15 protein-coding genes are annotated in these 19982 nt (G+C 45.8%); 2 read left to right on the top strand and 13 right to left on the bottom strand.

Features of this window, described 5'->3' with window-relative positions; genetic code table 11:
* Window positions 1-142 precede the first annotated feature (142 nt).
* Together ABIN22_RS20775 and pap are read right to left on the bottom strand one after the other, a co-directional pair.
* Complete coding sequence (locus ABIN22_RS20775; RefSeq protein WP_109730453.1) at window positions 143-1144, bottom strand: deoxyguanosinetriphosphate triphosphohydrolase; 1002 nt, start codon at window positions 1142-1144, stop codon at window positions 143-145.
* A gap of 63 nt (window positions 1145-1207) precedes the next feature.
* On the bottom strand, window positions 1208-2749 hold the full coding sequence (gene pap, locus ABIN22_RS20770) for a polyphosphate:AMP phosphotransferase (protein WP_346910916.1): 1542 nt from the start codon (window positions 2747-2749) through the stop codon (window positions 1208-1210).
* A gap of 237 nt (window positions 2750-2986) precedes the next feature.
* Between pap and ABIN22_RS20765 the strand changes: the two genes are divergently transcribed.
* Complete coding sequence (locus ABIN22_RS20765; RefSeq protein WP_346910914.1) at window positions 2987-3823, top strand: helix-turn-helix transcriptional regulator; 837 nt, start codon at window positions 2987-2989, stop codon at window positions 3821-3823.
* Window positions 3824-3882: 59 nt separating this feature from the next.
* Here the strand turns inward: ABIN22_RS20765 and ABIN22_RS20760 are convergent, their stop codons facing one another.
* From ABIN22_RS20760 to gnpA, 6 genes are all read right to left on the bottom strand, one after another.
* Entirely contained in the window at window positions 3883-5001 is a 1119-nt protein-coding gene (locus ABIN22_RS20760; protein WP_346910912.1) for a phosphotransferase enzyme family protein, read from the bottom strand.
* A gap of 17 nt (window positions 5002-5018) precedes the next feature.
* Window positions 5019-5186: a DUF6903 family protein gene (locus tag ABIN22_RS20755; RefSeq protein WP_181368613.1), complete on the bottom strand. Its 168-nt coding sequence runs from the start codon at window positions 5184-5186 to the stop codon at window positions 5019-5021.
* Between the two features lie 12 nt (window positions 5187-5198).
* A complete protein-coding gene (locus tag ABIN22_RS20750) occupies window positions 5199-6071 on the bottom strand; it encodes a carbohydrate ABC transporter permease (protein WP_109730458.1) in 873 nt (290 codons plus the stop codon).
* A 12-nt stretch (window positions 6072-6083) separates the two neighbouring features.
* Window positions 6084-6977, bottom strand: coding sequence for a carbohydrate ABC transporter permease (locus tag ABIN22_RS20745; protein ID WP_109730459.1), 894 nt, complete (start codon window positions 6975-6977; stop codon window positions 6084-6086).
* A 123-nt stretch (window positions 6978-7100) separates the two neighbouring features.
* Window positions 7101-8453 carry a carbohydrate ABC transporter substrate-binding protein gene (locus ABIN22_RS20740; protein WP_346910909.1) on the bottom strand — a complete coding sequence of 451 codons (1353 nt, stop codon included), beginning with the start codon at window positions 8451-8453 and terminating at the stop codon, window positions 7101-7103.
* A gap of 82 nt (window positions 8454-8535) precedes the next feature.
* Complete coding sequence (gnpA, locus tag ABIN22_RS20735) at window positions 8536-10701, bottom strand: 1,3-beta-galactosyl-N-acetylhexosamine phosphorylase (protein ID WP_346910907.1); 2166 nt, start codon at window positions 10699-10701, stop codon at window positions 8536-8538.
* A 228-nt stretch (window positions 10702-10929) separates the two neighbouring features.
* On the opposite strand from gnpA, the gene ABIN22_RS20730 reads away from it, so the two are divergent.
* A complete protein-coding gene (locus ABIN22_RS20730) occupies window positions 10930-11763 on the top strand; it encodes a helix-turn-helix transcriptional regulator (protein WP_109730461.1) in 834 nt (277 codons plus the stop codon).
* 36 nt (window positions 11764-11799) lie between these two features.
* On the opposite strand, the gene ABIN22_RS20725 is transcribed toward ABIN22_RS20730, so the two are convergent.
* The 5 genes from ABIN22_RS20725 to ABIN22_RS20705 form a co-directional block, all read right to left on the bottom strand.
* Window positions 11800-13089: a sensor histidine kinase gene (locus ABIN22_RS20725; RefSeq protein ID WP_346910905.1), complete on the bottom strand. Its 1290-nt coding sequence runs from the start codon at window positions 13087-13089 to the stop codon at window positions 11800-11802.
* Window positions 13076-13756 (bottom strand): response regulator transcription factor, encoded by a 681-nt coding sequence (locus tag ABIN22_RS20720; protein ID WP_109730463.1) that lies wholly within the window; start codon window positions 13754-13756, stop codon window positions 13076-13078. The genes ABIN22_RS20725 and ABIN22_RS20720 overlap by 14 nt, the downstream gene beginning before the upstream one ends.
* A 25-nt stretch (window positions 13757-13781) precedes the next feature.
* On the bottom strand, window positions 13782-14552 hold the full coding sequence (locus ABIN22_RS20715; RefSeq protein ID WP_346910903.1) for an ABC transporter ATP-binding protein: 771 nt from the start codon (window positions 14550-14552) through the stop codon (window positions 13782-13784).
* A gap of 11 nt (window positions 14553-14563) precedes the next feature.
* Complete coding sequence (locus ABIN22_RS20710; RefSeq protein WP_109730465.1) at window positions 14564-16948, bottom strand: ABC transporter permease; 2385 nt, start codon at window positions 16946-16948, stop codon at window positions 14564-14566.
* 147 nt (window positions 16949-17095) lie between these two features.
* Entirely contained in the window at window positions 17096-19897 is a 2802-nt protein-coding gene (locus tag ABIN22_RS20705; protein WP_346910901.1) for an ATP-binding protein, read from the bottom strand.
* Between the last annotated feature and the right edge of the window lie 85 nt (window positions 19898-19982).

Below are 19982 nucleotides of genomic sequence, written 5' to 3'. Positions count from 1 at the left end.
GTCCGGTCCTTTCGGGCCTTAGTTGTAAAGTACATCCTGTCGACTTAGGTTCGGTTCTCTCGAACCTTAGTGACATGGATGTTTCCATTTATCCCCTACTTTATATATATTCGACAAAACTTTATGATTTCCTTTATTTTTTTTAATTTTTCCAGGCTTCCGGCACAAAAAATTCTTCGTATTTTTTTACCGCATAATTATCGGTCATCCCTGCTATGTAATCGCAGACTACCTGTTCCTTACAATTGCCCGGCCTCCCGATCGCCTCCAGATACTGCTCTGGCATCTGTTCAAGGTGGCGGATATAATAATCATACAGCTGTTCAATCAGACGGACCGCCTTGTCTTCCTCGCCCTTCGCCTTTGGATTCATATAGACGTTCTCGAACATGAATCTGCGCAGGCCGATCATAGCCTCTTCTACTTCTTCCGACATGATAATGGCCGGTTTATCCATGCTGTTGATGATCACGTCATGCACCATTGCATTGAGGCGTTCCTTGCTGGTAGCCCCCAGTACTTTCCGGTATCTGGACGGTATATCTTCCTCTACGAGAATACCTCCCCGGATCGCATCGTCAATATCATGGTTGATATAGGCGATCTTATCCGACAGTCTAAGTACCTGACCTTCCAGTGTATGCGGATGCCCCGATGTCGGATGGTTCAGAATCCCGTCACGCACTTCCCAGGTAAGGTTCAGTCCCCTTCCCTGCTTTTCTACACATTCCACTACCCTGACACTCTGTTCATTGTGGGAAAAATGATAGACATGGTTCAGTGCCCGTTCACCCGCATGGCCGAACGGTGTGTGGCCGAGGTCGTGGCCGAGCGCGATCGCTTCTACAAGGTCTTCATTCAGTCTGAGTGCCTTTGCAATCGTTCTGGCATTCTGTGACACCTCAAGCGTATGCGTCAGCCTCGTCCTGTAATGATCACCTTTGGGCAGCAGAAACACCTGTGTCTTCTGCTTCAGACGCCGAAACGACTTGCAGTGCAGGATCCTGTCCCGGTCCCGCTGGAATACAGGGCGGATATCACACTCTGTCTCCGGGCGCACCCTCCCTTTCGAATTCCTGCTGAATGCCGCATAGGGACTTAAATACTCCATTTCACGTTCTTCTAGCTGCTCTCTGATTGTCATAGGCCACTTCCTCTATATATAATATATTCTGCGTTTCGGGTTTATTTCCTTTTTCCTTAATACCTAATCCTCTTTCAGTCGTTTTTCAATCGCCTTTACCACGGTTTCAAGCACCTTGATGCGTGCATAATACTTGTCATTGCCCTCGACCACAATCCACGGTGCATACTCTGTTGATGTCCTGATCAGCATTTCGTTGACTGCTTCCTCATACAGGTCCCACTTTTCCCTGTTGCGCCAGTCCTCATCCGTAATCTTCCACTGCTTTTCCGGATTCTCCTGACGTGCCCTGAACCTGCGCTCCTGCTCGTCTTTATCAATCTGCATCCAGAATTTCAGGACGATTGCCCCTGCATCCACAAGGTCTTTCTCCATGTCATTCATTTCCTTATAGGCCCTCTGCCACTCCTGCTTCGTACAGAATCCTTCGATGCGCTCTACCATGACGCGTCCATACCATGTTCTGTCAAAGATTGAAATATGCCCGGCTTTTGGCATCGCCCTCCAGAAACGCCATAGATAATGATGTGCCTTTTCAATATCGTTCGGGGATGCGGTCGGGTTCACGACAAATCCCCTCGGGTCCATCTTCGCGGTCAGGCGCTTGATGGCGCCGCCTTTACCTCCTGCATCCCATCCCTCGAATCCAAGCACGACCGGAATCCTCCTGCGGTAGAGTTCCCCATGCAGAAGGCTCATCTTCTTCTCCAGTTTTTTCAGTTTTTCCTTGTATTCCTTCTTTGTAAGGCTCAGGCTCAAATCCGCTTTTGCAAGAACGGATTCGGTAAGCTCCTTCTGGTCAATCCCTGGTACGGCAGTTTCAGCAGTGGTCTTCCCTTCCTCGTCCATCTCCGCGATCGCCTCGGCAGCCTTTTCTTTTGCTTTCGCCTTCTTCACATTCTCAATCTGCTCTTCCAAAGCCTTGATTACAACTGTGTAGATCTTAACCGTGGCAAATCTTCTGTCCATCGCCTCGATGATCGTCCAGGGTGCATAATCGGTATCTGTAATATGCAGCATTTCTTCCATCATCTGTACATATTCCTGATACTTCACATTGCGTTCCAGATCTCCCTGGCTTACCCGCCAGGCAGTTTCTTTCGATGCCCTTAACTTCTGGAAACGCTTTTTCTGTTCCTTTTTATCAATATCAAGCAGAAGTTTAATCATGACATAGCCGTCGTCCGTCAGCTGCTTTTCAAATGAGCAGATCGACTGGTAAATATCCGGGATATCCTTCTTCTTCGTGCTTTTGTCAAAACGTTCAATCAATACCTTGCGGTACCAGCTTCCATCAAAAATGGCGATTCTTCCTTTTTCCGGTGTTTTCGTCCAGAAGCGCCATAAAAACGGATGCATCCGTTCTTCCTCACTCTCTTCCTTAATCGCAAATACTTTGAAACCACGCGGGTCCAGACTCTGGATCAGTTCTCCTATCTGCAGCCCCTTCCCGGATGCCCCAAAGCCTTCAAACACAATCATCACGGGGATATTCAAAGTCTTGCACTGTCTCTGCAGCTCGCCCAGCCTTGCTTCCAGCAGGGGCATCTTTGCCTTGTATTCTTCTTTTGTCATGGATTTGGTAAGATCAACTTTTTCTAACATAATTTTTCCTCCCGGCTTTGTTTGATTATATGATGCCAGGGTCAAAAGGTCATACAATGCATGCTCGCATGCAATTGGATGACTTTTGACCCCAACATTATTATATTATTATATCACGAATATACCATGAAAAACATCCGGCTTGTCATCTTTGCCGGAAAATGCTATACTTTGTCAAGGAAAACAGAAATAACCGTATTACAGTAACATATATATAACGCTAAAGGAGGTGTGGTTATGACAAAAGTTAAGCACACTGACGCAAATTTTTTATCTCCGTGTGGTCCCCCTTGTGAACGGCTGGTCTATATCACGTCCGCAACGTTTGGCGAGGACTGGGAATACACACTCCATTCCCATAGTTTTGCAGAAGTATTTTTTGTGACATCCGGGGAAGGATATTTCTGTACAGGTGACGCTGAAGTACCGATACAGACAAACACGCTTGTACTGATTAATCCTAATACACCACACACGGAACGCTCCTTAGGAGATACTCCCCTGACCTATATGATACTCGGAATTGAGGATCTGTATTTCTATTTCCGTGATCATGAGGAGTACTGTTTCCATACTTATGACCTGAAAGACCACAAGGATGAGATTCTCCCGAACCTGAATCTGATGCTGGATGAGGTTCAGGGCAGGCATCAGGATTCTTACCGGATCTGCCATTACTACATGTCCGTCTTTTTCCTTAAGGTCCACCGGATTCTTGGTAACCGCCTCGGCCTCTGCTCTGCAGACAGCTGCCCTGATGAATGTACGTCAGTCAGGGAATACATAAAGGAGCATTTTGCAGATGATATCACACTGGATACGCTTGCCGCGTATTCCGGTTTTAATAAGTATTATCTGTCCCGCATGTTCTCCAGAGCCTACGGGATTGCGCCAATCAATTACCTGTTGGAATGCCGGATCCTGCACAGTGAGGTCCTGCTTAAGACAACGGACTTCAGCATTACCCAGATTTCCCGTATTGTCGGCTTCTCCTCTGCCAATTACTTTTCCCAATCTTTTAAAAGATATACCGGCATGACGCCGTTGTCGTATCGGGAAACACATATGATCTGATAATTCAGGCAAACGAAATGCTCCTGTGCAGCTGGATAAAACTGCACAGGAGCATTTTTTTACTTGTTTGCGGCTTTTCTCACGATGGCTTCCATCTCACCCCATTTTGCCTCCATATCCTCTATGAGCTTAAACTGTGTTCTCGCCCTGTCGAGATTATGGTTTTCACGGTGTATTCTGAAGTAATGGTCACCCTCGATGTAATCCGTCAGGAATCTTATTCCGCATTCATATGTCATGACCTTTGCCCCCATTGGAAGCAGGCGTATTTCTGTCTGGGTCAGGCTTCCCTGACACCCTTTCAGGAATCCTTCCACGTAGACCTCAAACAGTTCCAGATTACAGGAGACTTTTGACAGATCTGTTTCATCCTCGGCAGCCGTATTGGCCCCGAACCGTATAGAATCACCGAAATCGTTCATGGCAAGTCCCGGCATTACCGTATCCAGATCAATCACACAGATTCCCTTTCTTGTCGCATTATCGATCATAATGTTATTTAATTTCGTATCATTGTGGGTCACGCGAAGAGGCAGTTCCTTTCTCTTAAGCATATCACCGAAAACATCTGCATCTCCTTCTCTTTTCATCACGAAATCAATTTCATCCCGGACATGAACCACCCTTCCCAGCTTATCTTCATCCACAGCCCTTAAAAAATCGTTGAAACGCTTTCTTGTATCATGGAACTGCGGAATCGTCTCATGAAGTGTTTCTGCCGGATACCCCGCAAGAAGATGCTGGAAGTTACCAAATGCAAGGGCACTCTGATAGAAATCTTCTTTTGTCTCTACCTGTTCGTAGCAGGTCGCATCCTCTATAAACAGGTAGGCCCTCCAATATTCCCCTCTGGAATCCACATAATAATTTTCCCCGTCATCCGCAGGGACAACGTTCAGCGTCTCTCGTTCCGGATCCCCGCCGTTTTCGATAATTTTCCCGCGAAGATAGGATGTAACCCCGATGATATTTTCCATCAGTTCCTTCGGCTGTTTAAATACTTCACGGTTCATTTCCTGCAGGATGATCCTTTTCTCCTGCCCGTCCGGAATTTCATATGTCAGAAGGAATGTATTGTTGATATGTCCGTTTCCGTAAGGTATCTTTGATTTCAGCGTTCCTATATGCCGGTATGCATCCAGCACCTCTTCCAGTTCTGTTTCTGTAATATTTGTCATAGTGTCTCCTTAACCCGTTACTGATATTTCTTGTTATAGCCGTACAGCAGTGCCAGGATTCCTGCAAGTCCGACAAGCTGGAGCAGGAGGTGTTTGATCCCGACTGTCTTCTGCCCTATGATAACCAAAGCGATGCAGATACAAAATACCAGGATGCACAGTATCATTTCAACCCATTTATTCATAAACAACGCCCCCTATCCTTTCAATCCGCCAAGGCTCATGCCCTGTGTCAGCTTCTTCTGTACAAGGATATACAAAATCAGCGTCGGCAGCATGACAATAATCAGCCCGGCATAGAGCCGCCCGTAGTTAGCTGCTGACTTCTGCGCCTGCATCAGCTGCATCAGTCCGACCGGCAGTGTCTTCAGTTCCTTTTCTGTCAGCAGTGTCATGGAAATGATATATTCATTCCAGAATGACAGGAAGTTAAACAGTATGATTGTGATGATACTCGGTCTTGCCATCGGCATCATAATCTTCACCATTGTGTGAAAATACCCGCTCCCGTCTACAAAAGCCGCCTCCTCATAGTCCTTCGGAATGGAAACAAAGAAACCGGACAGAAGGTAGATTGTAAAAGGCAGTGCCGTTGCCGCATAGATCAGCGCTACCATAAACCGGTTGTTGATCAGGAATCCGGAGCCAAACAACTGTTTTAGCATCTTATCCCCGTCTACCAGCATCAGGAAGATCGGAACAACAATGTAGTTCACATTGATAAACAGACCGCCCATGAACATCACATTCAGGAACTTACTGCCCCTGAATTTATAGCGTGCCAGCACATATGCAGAAGGCAGCGCCACAACCAGCAGAAGAAGCAGTGCAAGAACTGTTACAATGATCGAATTCAGGAAGTAGTCCCCCATCTTCGCTTTTGAAAAAGCATCTACGAAGTTCTGGAAATAAAATCCCTTCGGCAGTGTCCACGGGTTGCCGTAGAACTCTGAGTTTTCCTTGATGGATGCCAGAAATACCCAGCCTACCGGAACGATAATACTGATTGCCAGAACAATCAGCAGGATGTAGACAACGACTCTGGAGGCTTTAAATTTACTTTTTTTCATGATCCGCACCTCCTAAAATTCAAGCGGTTCCCGCTTCGTAGCAAAGTTGACTACTGCGGACAGACCGAATGAGAATAAGAATACTACAACGCCGATTGCCATACCATATCCATAAGAGGAGTTGGTGTATGCCTGACCGTACATATAGCTTAAGAATACTTCCGTTGAACCATCAGGCCCGCCGTTTGTAAGAGCCTTTACAAACAGGAAACTTAAGTTGATGGAACTGATGATAAAGAATGTAAGCGTTGTACGGATATTCGTCCAGATCAGAGGAAGTGTGATACTGAAAAACTGTCTCACCTTTCCCGCCCCTTCCAGGTCCGCCGATTCATAAAGACTCTCAGGAACGCTGGTCATACTTGCCATATACATAACCATGTAATAACCAATAGCCTGCCACACCATTGCAATCACCAGACTGTAGATGACGATGCTCTGGTCGCCGAGCCAGAGGACCGGCGTGGCGTCTTTCCCCCGGAAGATCCCCAGGATGCTGTTTAAAAGACCATTGGTCGGATCGTAAATAGCAGAGAATATCGCAGAAATTACTACTACTGACAAAATATTCGGAATGTAGAAAATAACTCTGAAAAAATTCTGACCCTTCAAATTCTCGCGTGATAGGATCGCCGCAAATACAAGTGCAAAGAAAAGAGTAATGATTGTAACAAGTACAATCAGAAGGATCGAGTTCTGGAAAGACCTGAAAAACTTCTGGTCCTCGAATAAAATTTTAAAATTATTGAAACCGACAAACTTCTTGTTGTTTGAGAAGCCGCCCCATTTATAGAGTGACATCTTAAATACATTGATAGTCGGTATCACCATGAAAATAACGAATAAAATCACGGATGGTAATACGCAGGCCGCGATAAATCCGCTTCTGCCCTTTTTGTGCCGCATATATATACCTCCTGTCCCCGTGTGTGACTGTTTCGCCACCTGATGATAAAGCACAGGGAACACGCCCGGAATACTTCCTTCTTTGTCCCCTGCCGCTTATATCTTACATTGTTTCCTAATTATTTAGTCCATAGCATCTCTTAATTTGTCGCTTGTAGCCTCGACATCTGCCTGCCAGTCTTTGACAGTCTTGTCGCCGCTCATAACGCTGTTTACTGCCTTGAACAGAGAATCTGCCATTGAAACTCCCTCTACAGGTTCCGTTGCTGCGAATCCGCCCATAACTGCAACTGCAGCGTCATTGTCATAAATGTGGTAGTATAACTGGCTGTCTGCATCCAGTTTGTCTGCCATGCCGTCGATCGGCTGTACAGCGCCTGATTTTGCAAAGATATCAGCGGCTTTGTCAGAATACATAAATGCCACAAATTCTTTTGCAAGGTCCTGGTTCTCAGCTTCTGCCGGAATCCACATCTGCTCGAAGAATGTAAAGGATGATGGTTTCGCATCTTTTGCTACTGCCGGAACTGCTGTGAAGCCCCATTCGAATCCGTCTGCCTTCGGAGCGTCTGCCATTTCTCCCGGAAGCCATGTTCCGTTCGGGCAGAAGATTGCTTTGTTGTCAAGAATCAGCTGCTGGTTCTTTGTAAAGTTATCATCATTTGCATTGGCAACTGTTGTCGGCTCTGTATAATCAGCAAGCTTTCCAACCAGTTCAAATACTGCTGTTGCTTCAGAAGACTCCCAGATGCCGTCTTTGTATGTCATTGCTTCATTGTAGAAGTCAGCCCCGCCTGATGATTCCAGAAGTGCATATGTAAATGCATCAAAATATCCAGGTGTCGGATATGTAAATAAGGAGATGCCCTCAGCTTTCGCCTTATCGCCTAATTCCCACATCTCATCCCATGTTGTCGGAACTTCCCAGCCTTTTTCCTTGAGCAGTCCTGCATTGTAGAACAGGCCGCACGGGCTGTAGAACATTGGTGCATAGTATGTCACGCCGTCAGCGTAAGGCATTGTTCCCAATGTATCAAGGAATCCCGGAAGGATCTTATCCTTTACAGTCACATCCTCGCCCGGAACTGTCATGTCCAGAACATCTGTCAGTTCAAGAAGACCTTTTTCCTTCGTCAGAGTCTCTGTAAGTGCTGCTTCACGTCCTGTTGCGCAGTGGACAACATCCGGATAGTCGCCTGCCTTCATGCTTGGGCTGATCACATCCTCGATTTTCTTGTCAACTGTCAGTTCCACCGTTACGCCTTCGTGTGTCTCTTCGAATGCTTTAGCAACCTCATCCCACATCTCAGCGCCGTAACCGCCCTCAAATGCAGCCACTTTCAATACCTGCCCATCTCCTGAGCCGGAATCCTTGGCGTCACCGGAATCAGAACCTTTGTCTTTGCTTCCGCATCCAACTGCCAGTGTACCGATCATTGTTACGCACAATAAAATACTCACCAGTTTTCTTTTCATACTTCTTTCCTCCCTGTTATTAATAAAGTTTTTCTGCCGGGAATCCACCGGCAGATATATTTTAAGAACGGTATAGCTGTTCTTAAATTTCATACCAGATGATCTCATTCGCCTCCAGATGGAGCGGGAAACTGCTTCCGTCACCTTTATAGACGATGGTGTCCTGTTCCTCATATGTATTATTAACTACACAGTACTTGCCATTAGCCACATATGCATGAACTTCTACATTATAATTACTGCTGAACCATCTTTCCAGATTCTCTTCGTCTGATGCAGACCAGATTACGGCCCTGTAAAGAAGCCTGCTGTTCTCGAAGCTGTATGGGAGCCCGCTGATATAGACGCTTCTGCCCATGCCGAATGTATTGACGGCCAGCTGAACCTCGTTTTCTCTCTGGCAGAGAATGGTTGCTTTGTCCAGGGCATAAATGCTTTTCTTGCCCTCACCGAAATCGATCTCATCCTTACAGTCCGCAGTTATGAAGTGTGCATGTTCTTCCCAGTTATACTTATCCCTGTTCAGCGTCATGCCATTTTCCTTCTCTACTCCCATCACACCTGCTAACTGAAAGAACCTGCCCTGCCACTGGTGTGCCGTCGGTTCCCCGACGCCGATGAATCCGCCGCCTTCATATATGAAACGCTTCACTGCTGTCACAATCTGCTCGTCAATCCAGTTTTCCCCGCCGGTATAAGCGGTATCGGCATCCCCGATATTGAGGATTACATCGATGTCTTTTAAAATATCGGGATTCTCCCTGATGTCATCAAAACTGATGAACTTCACATCAAACGGCGCACCGCTCAGTGACTCGATGATCCCCGCATAAGAGTAATTCTGTTTATGGTAGATCGCATGGTGCACCATATGGTTTCCCCATGCCCGCATCTTTCCCCAGCAGTTCAGTACGGCCACACGTTTCACACAGTAAGGTGTGGTGCCTCTGATGTTTTCATATAAGATCCGGAATTCATTACAGACCGTTTCCACATAATCAATAAATTCCGGGAACTCCAGTGCAAGTTTCAGGTAACCGCCATAACCGATCCTGTCGATCGGGCTTCTCAAGATTGCACGCCTTGCAGTCACCCAGTTATATTTTGCCTCTTTTACCGGATCGCCGCCCTCGTGGAACACATCCGGGAAAAAGTAAGGCAGGAAACGCCCTTCTGTATAATCAACGCCTTTGATATCACTGATCAGCCGCAGTGTGGAACCATTCCCCACACTTCCTACAACTGCATCCAGACCGATTGTACGGAACTCATCCATAAACGGTTCCATGCCAATCCAGTGGTCTCCTAAGAACATCATGGCCTCTTTGCCATACTCGTGGGTGATATCTACCATTTCCTTTGCAAGCTTTGCGACTTCCCTTCTCTGGAACTTCTGAAAATCCTGAAATTCTTTGGAAGGTATCCTGTATGTATTGTTCATGTATCCCTGGTCGATAATGAACTCCGGGCGGAACTTGTATCCCATCTCCTGTTCAAACTGTTCCAGAATGTATGGACTGACCGAGGCGGAATACCCGTACCAGTCTACGTATTTTTCTCTTGCCAGTTCATCGAAAATCAATGTGAACTGATGGAAAAAGGTCGTGTAACGGATGACATCGACATGCGGGCTGCTCTCCAGATAGCGGCGCAGGCGCTGCATCGAATATGCCCTTGTTTTTGGCTGCCTGACATCGAAGGTAATCTGTTTCTCTACATCCTTCCACCCATTTGTCACTGCATTGTACATATGCACCGGGTCCCACATGATATAAGTCAGAAAGCTCACGGTGTAATCATGATACAGCCGCGCGGGACTAATCACCACGTCACCGGATTCTTCATCATAACTCCAGGTGCCGTATGGGATGACTTCCCCCGTCGTACGGTCAATCACTTCCCACCAGCGGCTGATATCGTCACGCGTATTTACCGCCAGCATGTCCGGATAGAGATGGTCCATCAGGTGAATACGCAGAGTCTCTTCAGAAGCATTATGGAAATCCGTCATAATGTACATCTGCTGCACTTCATCCATGTTTGCCTTTGCCCATTCGTTGTCTTTTCTCGTTGTGTAATATGTAGAATATACCTTCGCATTTACATTGCGTAATTCTTCCGGGAAATCCGTACCGTCACAGTCCCTTATTGCATCTGCGCCCCATCGCTTCAGGATCTCTTTTGTCTCATTCACTACGTCAACATCTGTCGGGATTGTCACCCGTCCAAAAGATAAATTGCTTTCCATAATTTGTCTCCTTTTGCTATTCGAGACTGTGCATGTGTGCTCTAAAGAGTTTCACTTTATACAAATTATATTTATTATCTTGTTGATTTTTATAGCATTTGCACAATTCTTTGATTCAAGTATACGGATTAAAACAGCCTTAATCAACTTATTTATTGCTCTAAAAGTTATATATCTTGTCTTTATTTATGTGGGATGATATGATGATATCAGAAAGGAGCGTTCATTATGGCACATATTCAATATTCGATCACAGACCTTTACAGCCAGGAGCCGATTGAAAGGCTTCTGTATATCTCTTCGGCTACTTATGGGAATGACTGGATCAGCATGTTTCATTCCCATAGTTTTGCAGAACTTTTCTATGTTCTGGACGGACAGGGGCATTTTTGCACAGAATCAGAAGAAGTCCCCATTGAAAGGGACTCCCTGATTCTGATTAACCCGAATATCCGGCACACGGAAAAGTCCTCCGTCACGCATCCGCTTACTTATATCGTGCTGGGTATAGATAATCTCCATTTTCAATTTTCAGGCGATGAATACAGTGCATACCGTGTCCATGATTTTTATAAGCACAGGGATGCCTGTCTTCCGATTATGCAGATGATGCTGGACGAGGCCAGAGGGCGGCGCGCATCCTCAGAGCTCATCTGCCATCATTTTCTGAGTATCCTGCTCTTAAAGATTCTGCGCATAAGCGGTGACCAGTTCACGCCGTATTCCTCCAAGAATATTCCGGGGGAATGTGAGACAATCAAGTACTATATTGACACACATTATCAGGAAAATATAACGCTGGATAAGCTGGCTGAAGTATCCCACCTGAATAAATTCTACCTGTCACACATTTTTAACCGCGCATTTGGAATTTCACCTATTACCTATCTGCTGGAGCGCCGTATCCTGCACAGCAAGGAACTATTAAAGTCAGCGGATTTCAGTATTACGCAGATCGCACATACAACCGGATTCTCATCTGCCAATTACTTTTCACAGTCGTTTAAGCGCTACACGGGACTTACCCCCGCGGCATACCGTAAAAACCATCAGGATACATAAGAGCAGGACTCCATTTGCCGGGACATAACAGAAATATCAGCGGAATACAAGCACAAACGCCATCCCGTCCACTGACTTTTCCGCGAAAATTTCGCCGTCCATTTTACGCATGATTTCCCGGCAGATGTAAAGCCCCAGCCCGTTCCCCTGCTTTCCTTCGCTGTTGCCTGCACGGAAAAAGCTCTCAAAAACATGGTTGAACTCCGTATCCGTCACAGGGGAACCGGTATTAAAGATACGGATGAGCTGCCGGTAATCTTCCTCATAGAAGGTGATCTCAATCCGCCGTCCGTCACCATACTTAAAGGCATTTTCAAAAAGGTTTTCGAAGACTTCCATCGTACGCTCAGGATCCCCGATAATCAGACGGTTTTCAAATTTTCCCACTGTCAGGTCTATCATGCGTATGCTGCATTTTTCCCGATAAGTATCCAGCACTTTATCCATCAGGTCTGTAAGATAGAATTCTTCCTTCCTCACCTGAATATCCAGAATATCCTCTCTTGCATTTTTCATGATTTCTTCCACATACCGTTCGATTTCGTCTGCCTTCTTTTCAATCTGGCGGGCCGCCTGCTTCTTCTGCTCCCCAGTCGGATACAGTTCCTCCTCAAGCGCCCTTCCATAAAGTTTGATCGTATTCAAAGGGGTCTTAATATCATGTGACAGAGACAGAAGGAGCAGCTTCTTTTCTTTCTGCAGCTTCAGTTCTCTCTTTTTCGAAGTGTCGAGCGTGTCTTTCAGCTGGCCGATCCCCCATAGGAAGTTACCAAAGAATCTGCTTTTTTCTTCTGTTACCGTCCCCTTCAAATGCCCCATAGCCAGTTCATGGGGCAGGCCCGACATTCGCTGGAACGGGCGGACCAGCTGGCTTCTCAGATAGAACAATACAGCAAGCAGAAATCCTTCCATCAGGGCAAGGCAAATCTGTGTAATCCAGATGATCCTACGGTAATTAACATCCGGTTCCACATAATCGAACCGCACAAACCCTTTGAAATCGCCTTCTTCGTACCAGGGGCGTATTTCCGTTTTCAGGAGGTTGCCCTGCTCATAAAATTCATCGGTCTTTTCTCTTGCCGACTGTGATTCCTCCGACAGTACCCCGGCCGGCAGCCAGGTCACATTCTGCACGTATCTCAAGGAACGCAGATTCAGCCTATCCGGGTCTTCGTCCCCGGATAAGCTGTTATACAGGCGGTTAATTTCTATTTTATATTCTTTTCCTCTCTCTGCCGTCACACCATAGACTCCGTAAGCAGTCCCTATTGCTGTCAGTATATAAAGGATTAGGGAAAAGAGAATCAGCCTGTCATACTTCTTCATATCTGTACCCCACTCCCCATACCGTCACAATCCGCTTCGGTTCCCTTGGATTTTCTTCAATCTTTTTACGCAGCATTTTTATATGCACTGTGAGTGTCTGATTCTCACTTAAGCTGTCCATTCCCCATATCTGTGCAAAAATATAGTCCTTTAAAAGTGTCTTCCCCGGATTCTTTAGGAACAAAAGCAGAAGTTCATACTCCTTGCCGTTCAAATCCAGTTCTTTGCCATTTAAATATCCCTTTCTGGAGACAGTATCAATAGTAATCCCCCCGGAGGAGAGGATATCGGACTCTGCAAACGTTCCATAAGCACGCTGCATCAGTGCCCTTACTTTGGCGGTCAGGATTTCGGGGTCAACTGGTTTCTCCATGTAATCATCCGCGCCCAGTTCATAACCGGTTAACTTGTCATCCCTGCCCGCTCTGGCACTCATGATCAGGACCGGCATATTTCCTTTTTCCCGCACGGCCCTGCACACGGCAAAGCCGTCCATCTCAGGAAGCATAATATCCAGAAGAAGCAGTTTCACCTGCTGCTCCTTCAGATATTCCACCGCCTGTTCCCCTGTGCCTGCAAGGAGTACCGTAAATCCCTCTTTTTCAAGGAAAATCTGTATCAGTTCTGCCAGTTCTTCCTGGTCTTCCACAAGTAAAATATCCTTCATGCTTTACTACCTCATTTTTGAGAATCTACCAGCCCAGTCCGATCAGCCAGTCATTCAGTGTTCTTTCCCTTGTTCTGTCCTCCGCCCTGCCCAAACGCCGTCCAAGTGTTATCTCATCACGGATATCACCGTCTTCAATATAGAGCACTCTTTCACATTTCGAAGCGACTTTCATGTCATGGGTTACGAGAAGCACTGCCGTTCCTGCCTGATTGATGCAGTTCAGTTCTTCCATGACTTCTATTGAGTTCTGTTTATTCAGCGCTCCCGTAGGTTCATCGGCAAAGATGATCTTCGGATTGTTAATCATGCTGCGGCAGATACATGCCCTCTGGAGCTGTCCGCCGGATACCTCATTGATATCATTTTCTGCGATCTCGCTGATTCCGAGCGTCTGCATCAGCACTTTGGCCCTGTCATTGATCTTCCTTCTGCCTTCTTTCGTCTTTCCCTCCGGTGTCTGGTATCCCGGCAGGATAATGTTATCATAAACGGTCAGATTTTTCAGCATATACATCTGCTGAAATACAAATCCCATCTCATTGAGACGGATATCACTCATCTCGTTTGCCTTCATACCGGTCAGGTCCTTTCCATAAAACTCCACCCTGCCTGCAGTGGCACTGTCCATGCCGCTGACAGTATAAAGCAGTGTTGTCTTGCCGGATCCGGACGGCCCCATGACGCCGACCATTTCGCCTTCTTTGATTGTCAGGTTTACATTGCGCAGCACATTATTCTGGCGTTTATTGATAATGTAAGTCTTACATAAATTCGATACTTTTAAAGTCCCCATCTTCTATCCTCCTATTCCAGGTTATTGAGTTCCCGGATATTAATCTGTTTCACTTTTACAGCCGCAATTACCGTTGCCAGTATGATCCCCACAAGCAGCACGCCCGGGTACAGCCCGTAGACCTGCCAGGGAACAACCTGGATCTCCACCTCTGCCCCCATGATCGCAAAGATCGGCTTCAGGATAAACTGGTTTGACACGAAAGACAGCGGAACCGCCGCAATCATAGATACAAGTGCCACCCATACCATTCTCAGGACCTGCCACAGGCAGATCGTCCTGTTTTTATACCCCATGCTCTTCATCATCGCAATCTCACCTTTTTCCCTTGCAATGAAAAGGCGTTCCATCAGAAGCGTAATCAGCATGATCACGGCACAGAGCATCCCTGTCATTGGGACCAGCATAGACTTCAGATTTTCCTGAATGCCGCCTACATTTCTGTCGACCACTTCCTGTGCCGTCGTCCATTTATAATCCGGGAATAATTTTTCCATTTTGTCTGCCAGCTCCTGCTGTGTCAGGTCTGTCTTCACGTCCGCCATAATATTCCAGTACTGGAACATTATCTCACTGCTTAAGTCTATTTCGGGGTTCATTCTGGCACTCTTTCCAAGCTGCATATAGTCCGAATAAGTTCCCGTAATCAGCATCTTCTTTGTCCCGTTTGTCAGACCGACTTCTACGGTATCCCCGATCTGCCAGTCATTCTGTTCCAGAATCGCTCTGGAAATTGCAATCTCATTTTCCAACGTGGGAGCCTCCCCCTCCAGATATGTTAGAAAGTCGTTATTTTCTCCTAAAATCTGTACTGTCATGATATGATTTTTTCCGCCCTGTTCTTCTTCATAAAAGCGCAGAAAATATATCGGGACTGCCGTAAGCTTTGCATCATATCCCTTCTCTTTAAGTTCCTTTTCCACTCTGTTCATTCCGGCCTTTAGGTCTTTGATTGTCTTATAGGGCTCCTCGCCGGGCTTTTCGATTGTTTCTATATAAACCGAGCTGTCAGGGTTCATGCAGAATTTCTCTGCCATTTCCTCGCTCTGCATGGTATTCAGGGTATTCAGGGGAATCGTAATCAGTATAAAACTCAGGCAGAAGGTGACCATCAGAACAAGATAGCGCTTCAAATGGCTTGCCATGTCATTCAGCCCCAGAAACACAGCTACCGGCATTCTCTTGCACTTGTGCATCTTAAGAACCGATCGTCTGTGGAACCGTTCCCCGCTCTGTCCCCCTCGGATCGCGCTGATTGCAGAGATTTTATTCAGTTTTCTCGTACACCCGTAGCAGAAAAGCATAACCAGAGCGATGATCAGAAACGTACAGATAATGTTAACCCAGAAATTAGCGCTGGTATCCTCCATAATCATATTTCTGCTGACACCCTTTACCATCATCTGACTGACAGGGATACTTGCCGCAAGACCGACGGCTGAACCTGCAGTAACAATAAAGAAATACTTCACCAGATAGATTTTCTTTATCGCAAATTCTTTGAGCCCGACTGCTTTCATAATACCAATCTCCCGGTATTCCTCCTCAAGCGTAAATACCAGTGTAAACCTTAGTACAAGCAGGGCAATCAGTATCAGGCAGATGCCGATCAGTATCAGGAGTGCCGCCATGATCATATCAAACGAATATGCCATCGTATAAGTCTGTCTTGTAATCATATTCAATGCTGAGGTAAACTCCTGATCGTTGTATTCTCTTATAAAAGTATTCTGATCGCCCGTATTGACATAATATAGTCCCTGCAGATTTGATTCATTTTTCTCAGAATAGTCTTTATAATCTTCCTCTGATAACATAATACGGCTCATACCGGCCATTTCACTTCCAAATGCTGCATCCTTGACCAGATATTTGATTGTAAAAATCTTATTTACACCGCCGGCTGCACTGATCCTGATTTGGTCTCCCTCTGACAGTTTATTGTCTTCTGCAATGCCGTAGCCGATGGCTGCCTCTCCCTGTTTGAGTGTAAAGTCCCTGCCATCCATGTCATACACCTTACAATATTCGGCATTCATCGTTCCAATATATGTGGTTACACCGTTTGATTTGAATGCGGAATCTTTCTTCTCCCTGTGAATCTTAATATCCTTTTCATTCACAGACATTACCGTATTATATCCCCATGATTTCAGGTTCGGTGATTCGTGTTCAATCCAGTCATCAATCACCTCTTTTTCCTGTGTCCCTGAAACAATAAAATTAATGTCAGGAACCTTCGCATAGTCCATGTAATATTCCACTGCCGAAGTAACCACGAGGATATTATTAATGCTGCTTGACAGAAAGATGGATGCGATTGTTATGAACAGGAACAGAATGATATTTACACTCTTTCTCCGCTTCATATCTTTTTTTAGTATCCGTTGTATCATGATAAATTTTCCTTTCCTGTGTGTTAAGGAGAGTATAATGCTTCAATTATGAAAAAATCCTTAAATACTTAAAATATAATTGCGGAGTATAAAAGAGGCGGGAAGCTATACGACCAGCTTCACCGCCTTTTGTCATTTATTATCTTTCTATGATTTCTTTATAGCTTTATTCATAACCTGATAAAGCCGGGCAACATCGACAGGCTTGGTAAGAAAATCATTCATCCCCGCCTCAAGTGCTGCATCCTCATCCTCCTTAAAGGAATTGGCAGTCATTGCAATGACCGGTATTGTTTTGGCATCGGCATGTTCCATGTTCCTGATCCGCCGGCATGCTTCCAGTCCATCCATGACAGGCATCTGGATATCCATCAGAATCATCTGGAATTCTCCCGCCCCGCTGTTTTGAAACATCTCAGCGGCTTCTTCACCATTTACCGCACGCTGCACTTTTGCGCCCTGCATCTTCAGCAGCTCTTTGGAAATCTCTGCATTCAGGTCGTTATCCTCTGCCAGAAGGATCTTGCTGCCTGAAAAATCATATACTTCAGCAGTCTCCTCTGTTTCCCCCCTGCCTGCACTGACAGGAAATTCCGCTGTAAAATAGAATTCACTGCCTTTGCCCTTTTCACTTGACAGCTTCAGTTCACCACCCATCAGTTCTACAATTGTCTTACTGATAGCAAGTCCCAGTCCCGTCCCCTGACTCTTGGAATAATTCGTCCCCACCTGTTCGAATGCCTCAAAAATACGCTGCTGGTTTTCCCTGGAAATCCCTACTCCACTGTCGATCACGCGGAAACAGTACGACACATGTGATGCGTCGCCCCCTGTCTTATTCACACATACCCGGACAGTGCCACCCTCAGGTGTAAACTTGAAAGCATTCGAAATCAGATTGGTCAGAACCTGTTTCAGCCGGACCGCATCCCCGATCAGATATTCCTCCTCCAGCTGCATTTCCATGCTGAAGTGAATCTGCCGTCTTCCGGCATCTGCCGTCATCATACTTTCAATCTCATTCAAAACACGTCCAATGGAAAATGGATCCTTTGTGATTGTCATCATCCCGCTTTCTATCCTGCTCATATCCAGAATATCGCTGATCAGTCTGAGCAGATAGTGGCACGAGGAGCGGATCTTCTGGAGATTCTCCCTTGCCTTCACGGGCACTCCGTCCATCATATACGTCAAATCGCTTAATCCCACAATCGCATTCATCGGAGTACGGATCTCGTGGCTCATGCGAGAGAGAAATTCCCCTTTCGCATGATTTTCCGCTTCTGCGCGTTCCAGACTGCTCTGCATCCGTGCGGCCCGCACACGTGACATCGCAATCATGCCGGCCAGAACGATAAAGAGAACCGCGATTCCCCCGATAATAATTACAAATGTAAACGGGTCAGCATAAATCATCGCTTTTAATGAGAAGGAAGTCTCCCCCGATGTAATCAGATTCTGGCTCAGGAGAATGTCTTTTTCCTCTGTACTGAGACTGCTGATAGCCTTATTCATAATAAGAAGCAGATCTGTCCTGGCCGGGCTTTTTACCGCAAAGCAGATATTGTTCTGGTCATTAATAAGGGTATTAGGGATCACATTTGCCAGATACTGCCTCTGTATCGCCTGCTCTATATAATAGGAAACCCCGTAAAAAAAATCTACCTCCCCGCTGTTCACGGCTTTTAGTGCGTCCAGTGCGTTATCAAAATACTTCACTTCATCGGCCTCTATTTCTGCCGGAAGGGACCGTCCTTTGATGACAGCACCTGTTAATCCTTTCGAGGGGAAACTGGTTTTTTTATTTCTGGCTATGATGTCGTTCAGTGCCGTATACGGTGTTGACAATGCCAGATTCTGCCCGGCCCCTTCCTCGTCTTGTCCAAGAAATGCGCCAAGCATATCTGCTTTTCCCTGGTTCACAAGGTCTAAAGCCTCTGCATAACTGCCTGCATATATATATTCAAACTGAAGTCCTGAGAACTCTTCCACTTTTTTTAAAATATCAGGAATCACACCGTCATGTGTACCAGACTTAGATTCCATGCAAAATAGTGGATGCCAGTTCCTGACCACGGCTACAGAGACCACTCCTTTTTCTTCTACATACTGCTTCTCTTCTTTTGTCAGATAGATACTTGATATTCTGCTATTTTCAAAGTTTACCTTATACCGCTCCGAGGCAAAATTAGGGTTAGATTCCGCAATTTTTCCCAGCGCCATATTCAACCCGTCCAGTATCTCCTGTTTATCCGGGGATGTCACGATATAAATCGGCTGGGAGTCAAACTCCTGAACAACACGGAACCCTTCTACATACTCTGTATTATTTGCCAGCACCAGATCTATATCTCCTTCTTCCAGATAGGGAAACAGGCTGCCATCCCTCAGTTCACTGTAATCATAATACTTCAACGTATACTCCACCTGATTGCTTTCCAGCATAATTTCAAGACGCCGGATGTTCTCTTTTGCATTTTTATATACCCCGATCGTTTTCCCATTGATGCTGTTCCAGTCAAAGTTCCTGATACTTTCATCATCTCTGCGAGCCTGAAGAACAGATTTACTAAAACCAATATTATAATCCGGGTAAGCATAGTACTCTTCCATACCCTCCACATAATACTGACCGCTTATCAGGTCAAATTCCCCGGCATTAAATCTCTCCAGCATTTCAACCGCATCAGTCACGTCAATGTACTCATATTTCCATCCGGTATATTTCGCAATTTCATTCAGATAATCAACAATAAGGCCGTGCCGTCTTCCATACTCATCAGTCTCAGTAAAACCAGCCGTTTTCGGATAAGGCACACGCAGCACCTTCTCATCAGCATCCTCTTCGGCCAATACGTTCTTAGAATTGGTAAACAGCAAAAAGAGCAGCATTACTGAAAAAAAATAAATACGGCTGTGTTTTAGAATGTTTTTATTGAACCCCGGCATTATGTACCTCCTGATTCTATCTGTATATATTAAGAAATAATCTTACACCTTCTTCGCATCTGTCAAAACCTCTATTTTACAGTGA

It is taken from the genome of Faecalicatena orotica, assembly GCF_905197545.1.
Lineage (GTDB): Bacteria > Bacillota > Clostridia > Lachnospirales > Lachnospiraceae > Faecalicatena_A > Faecalicatena_A orotica.
This window is presented reverse-complemented; position numbering and strand designations above follow the sequence as displayed.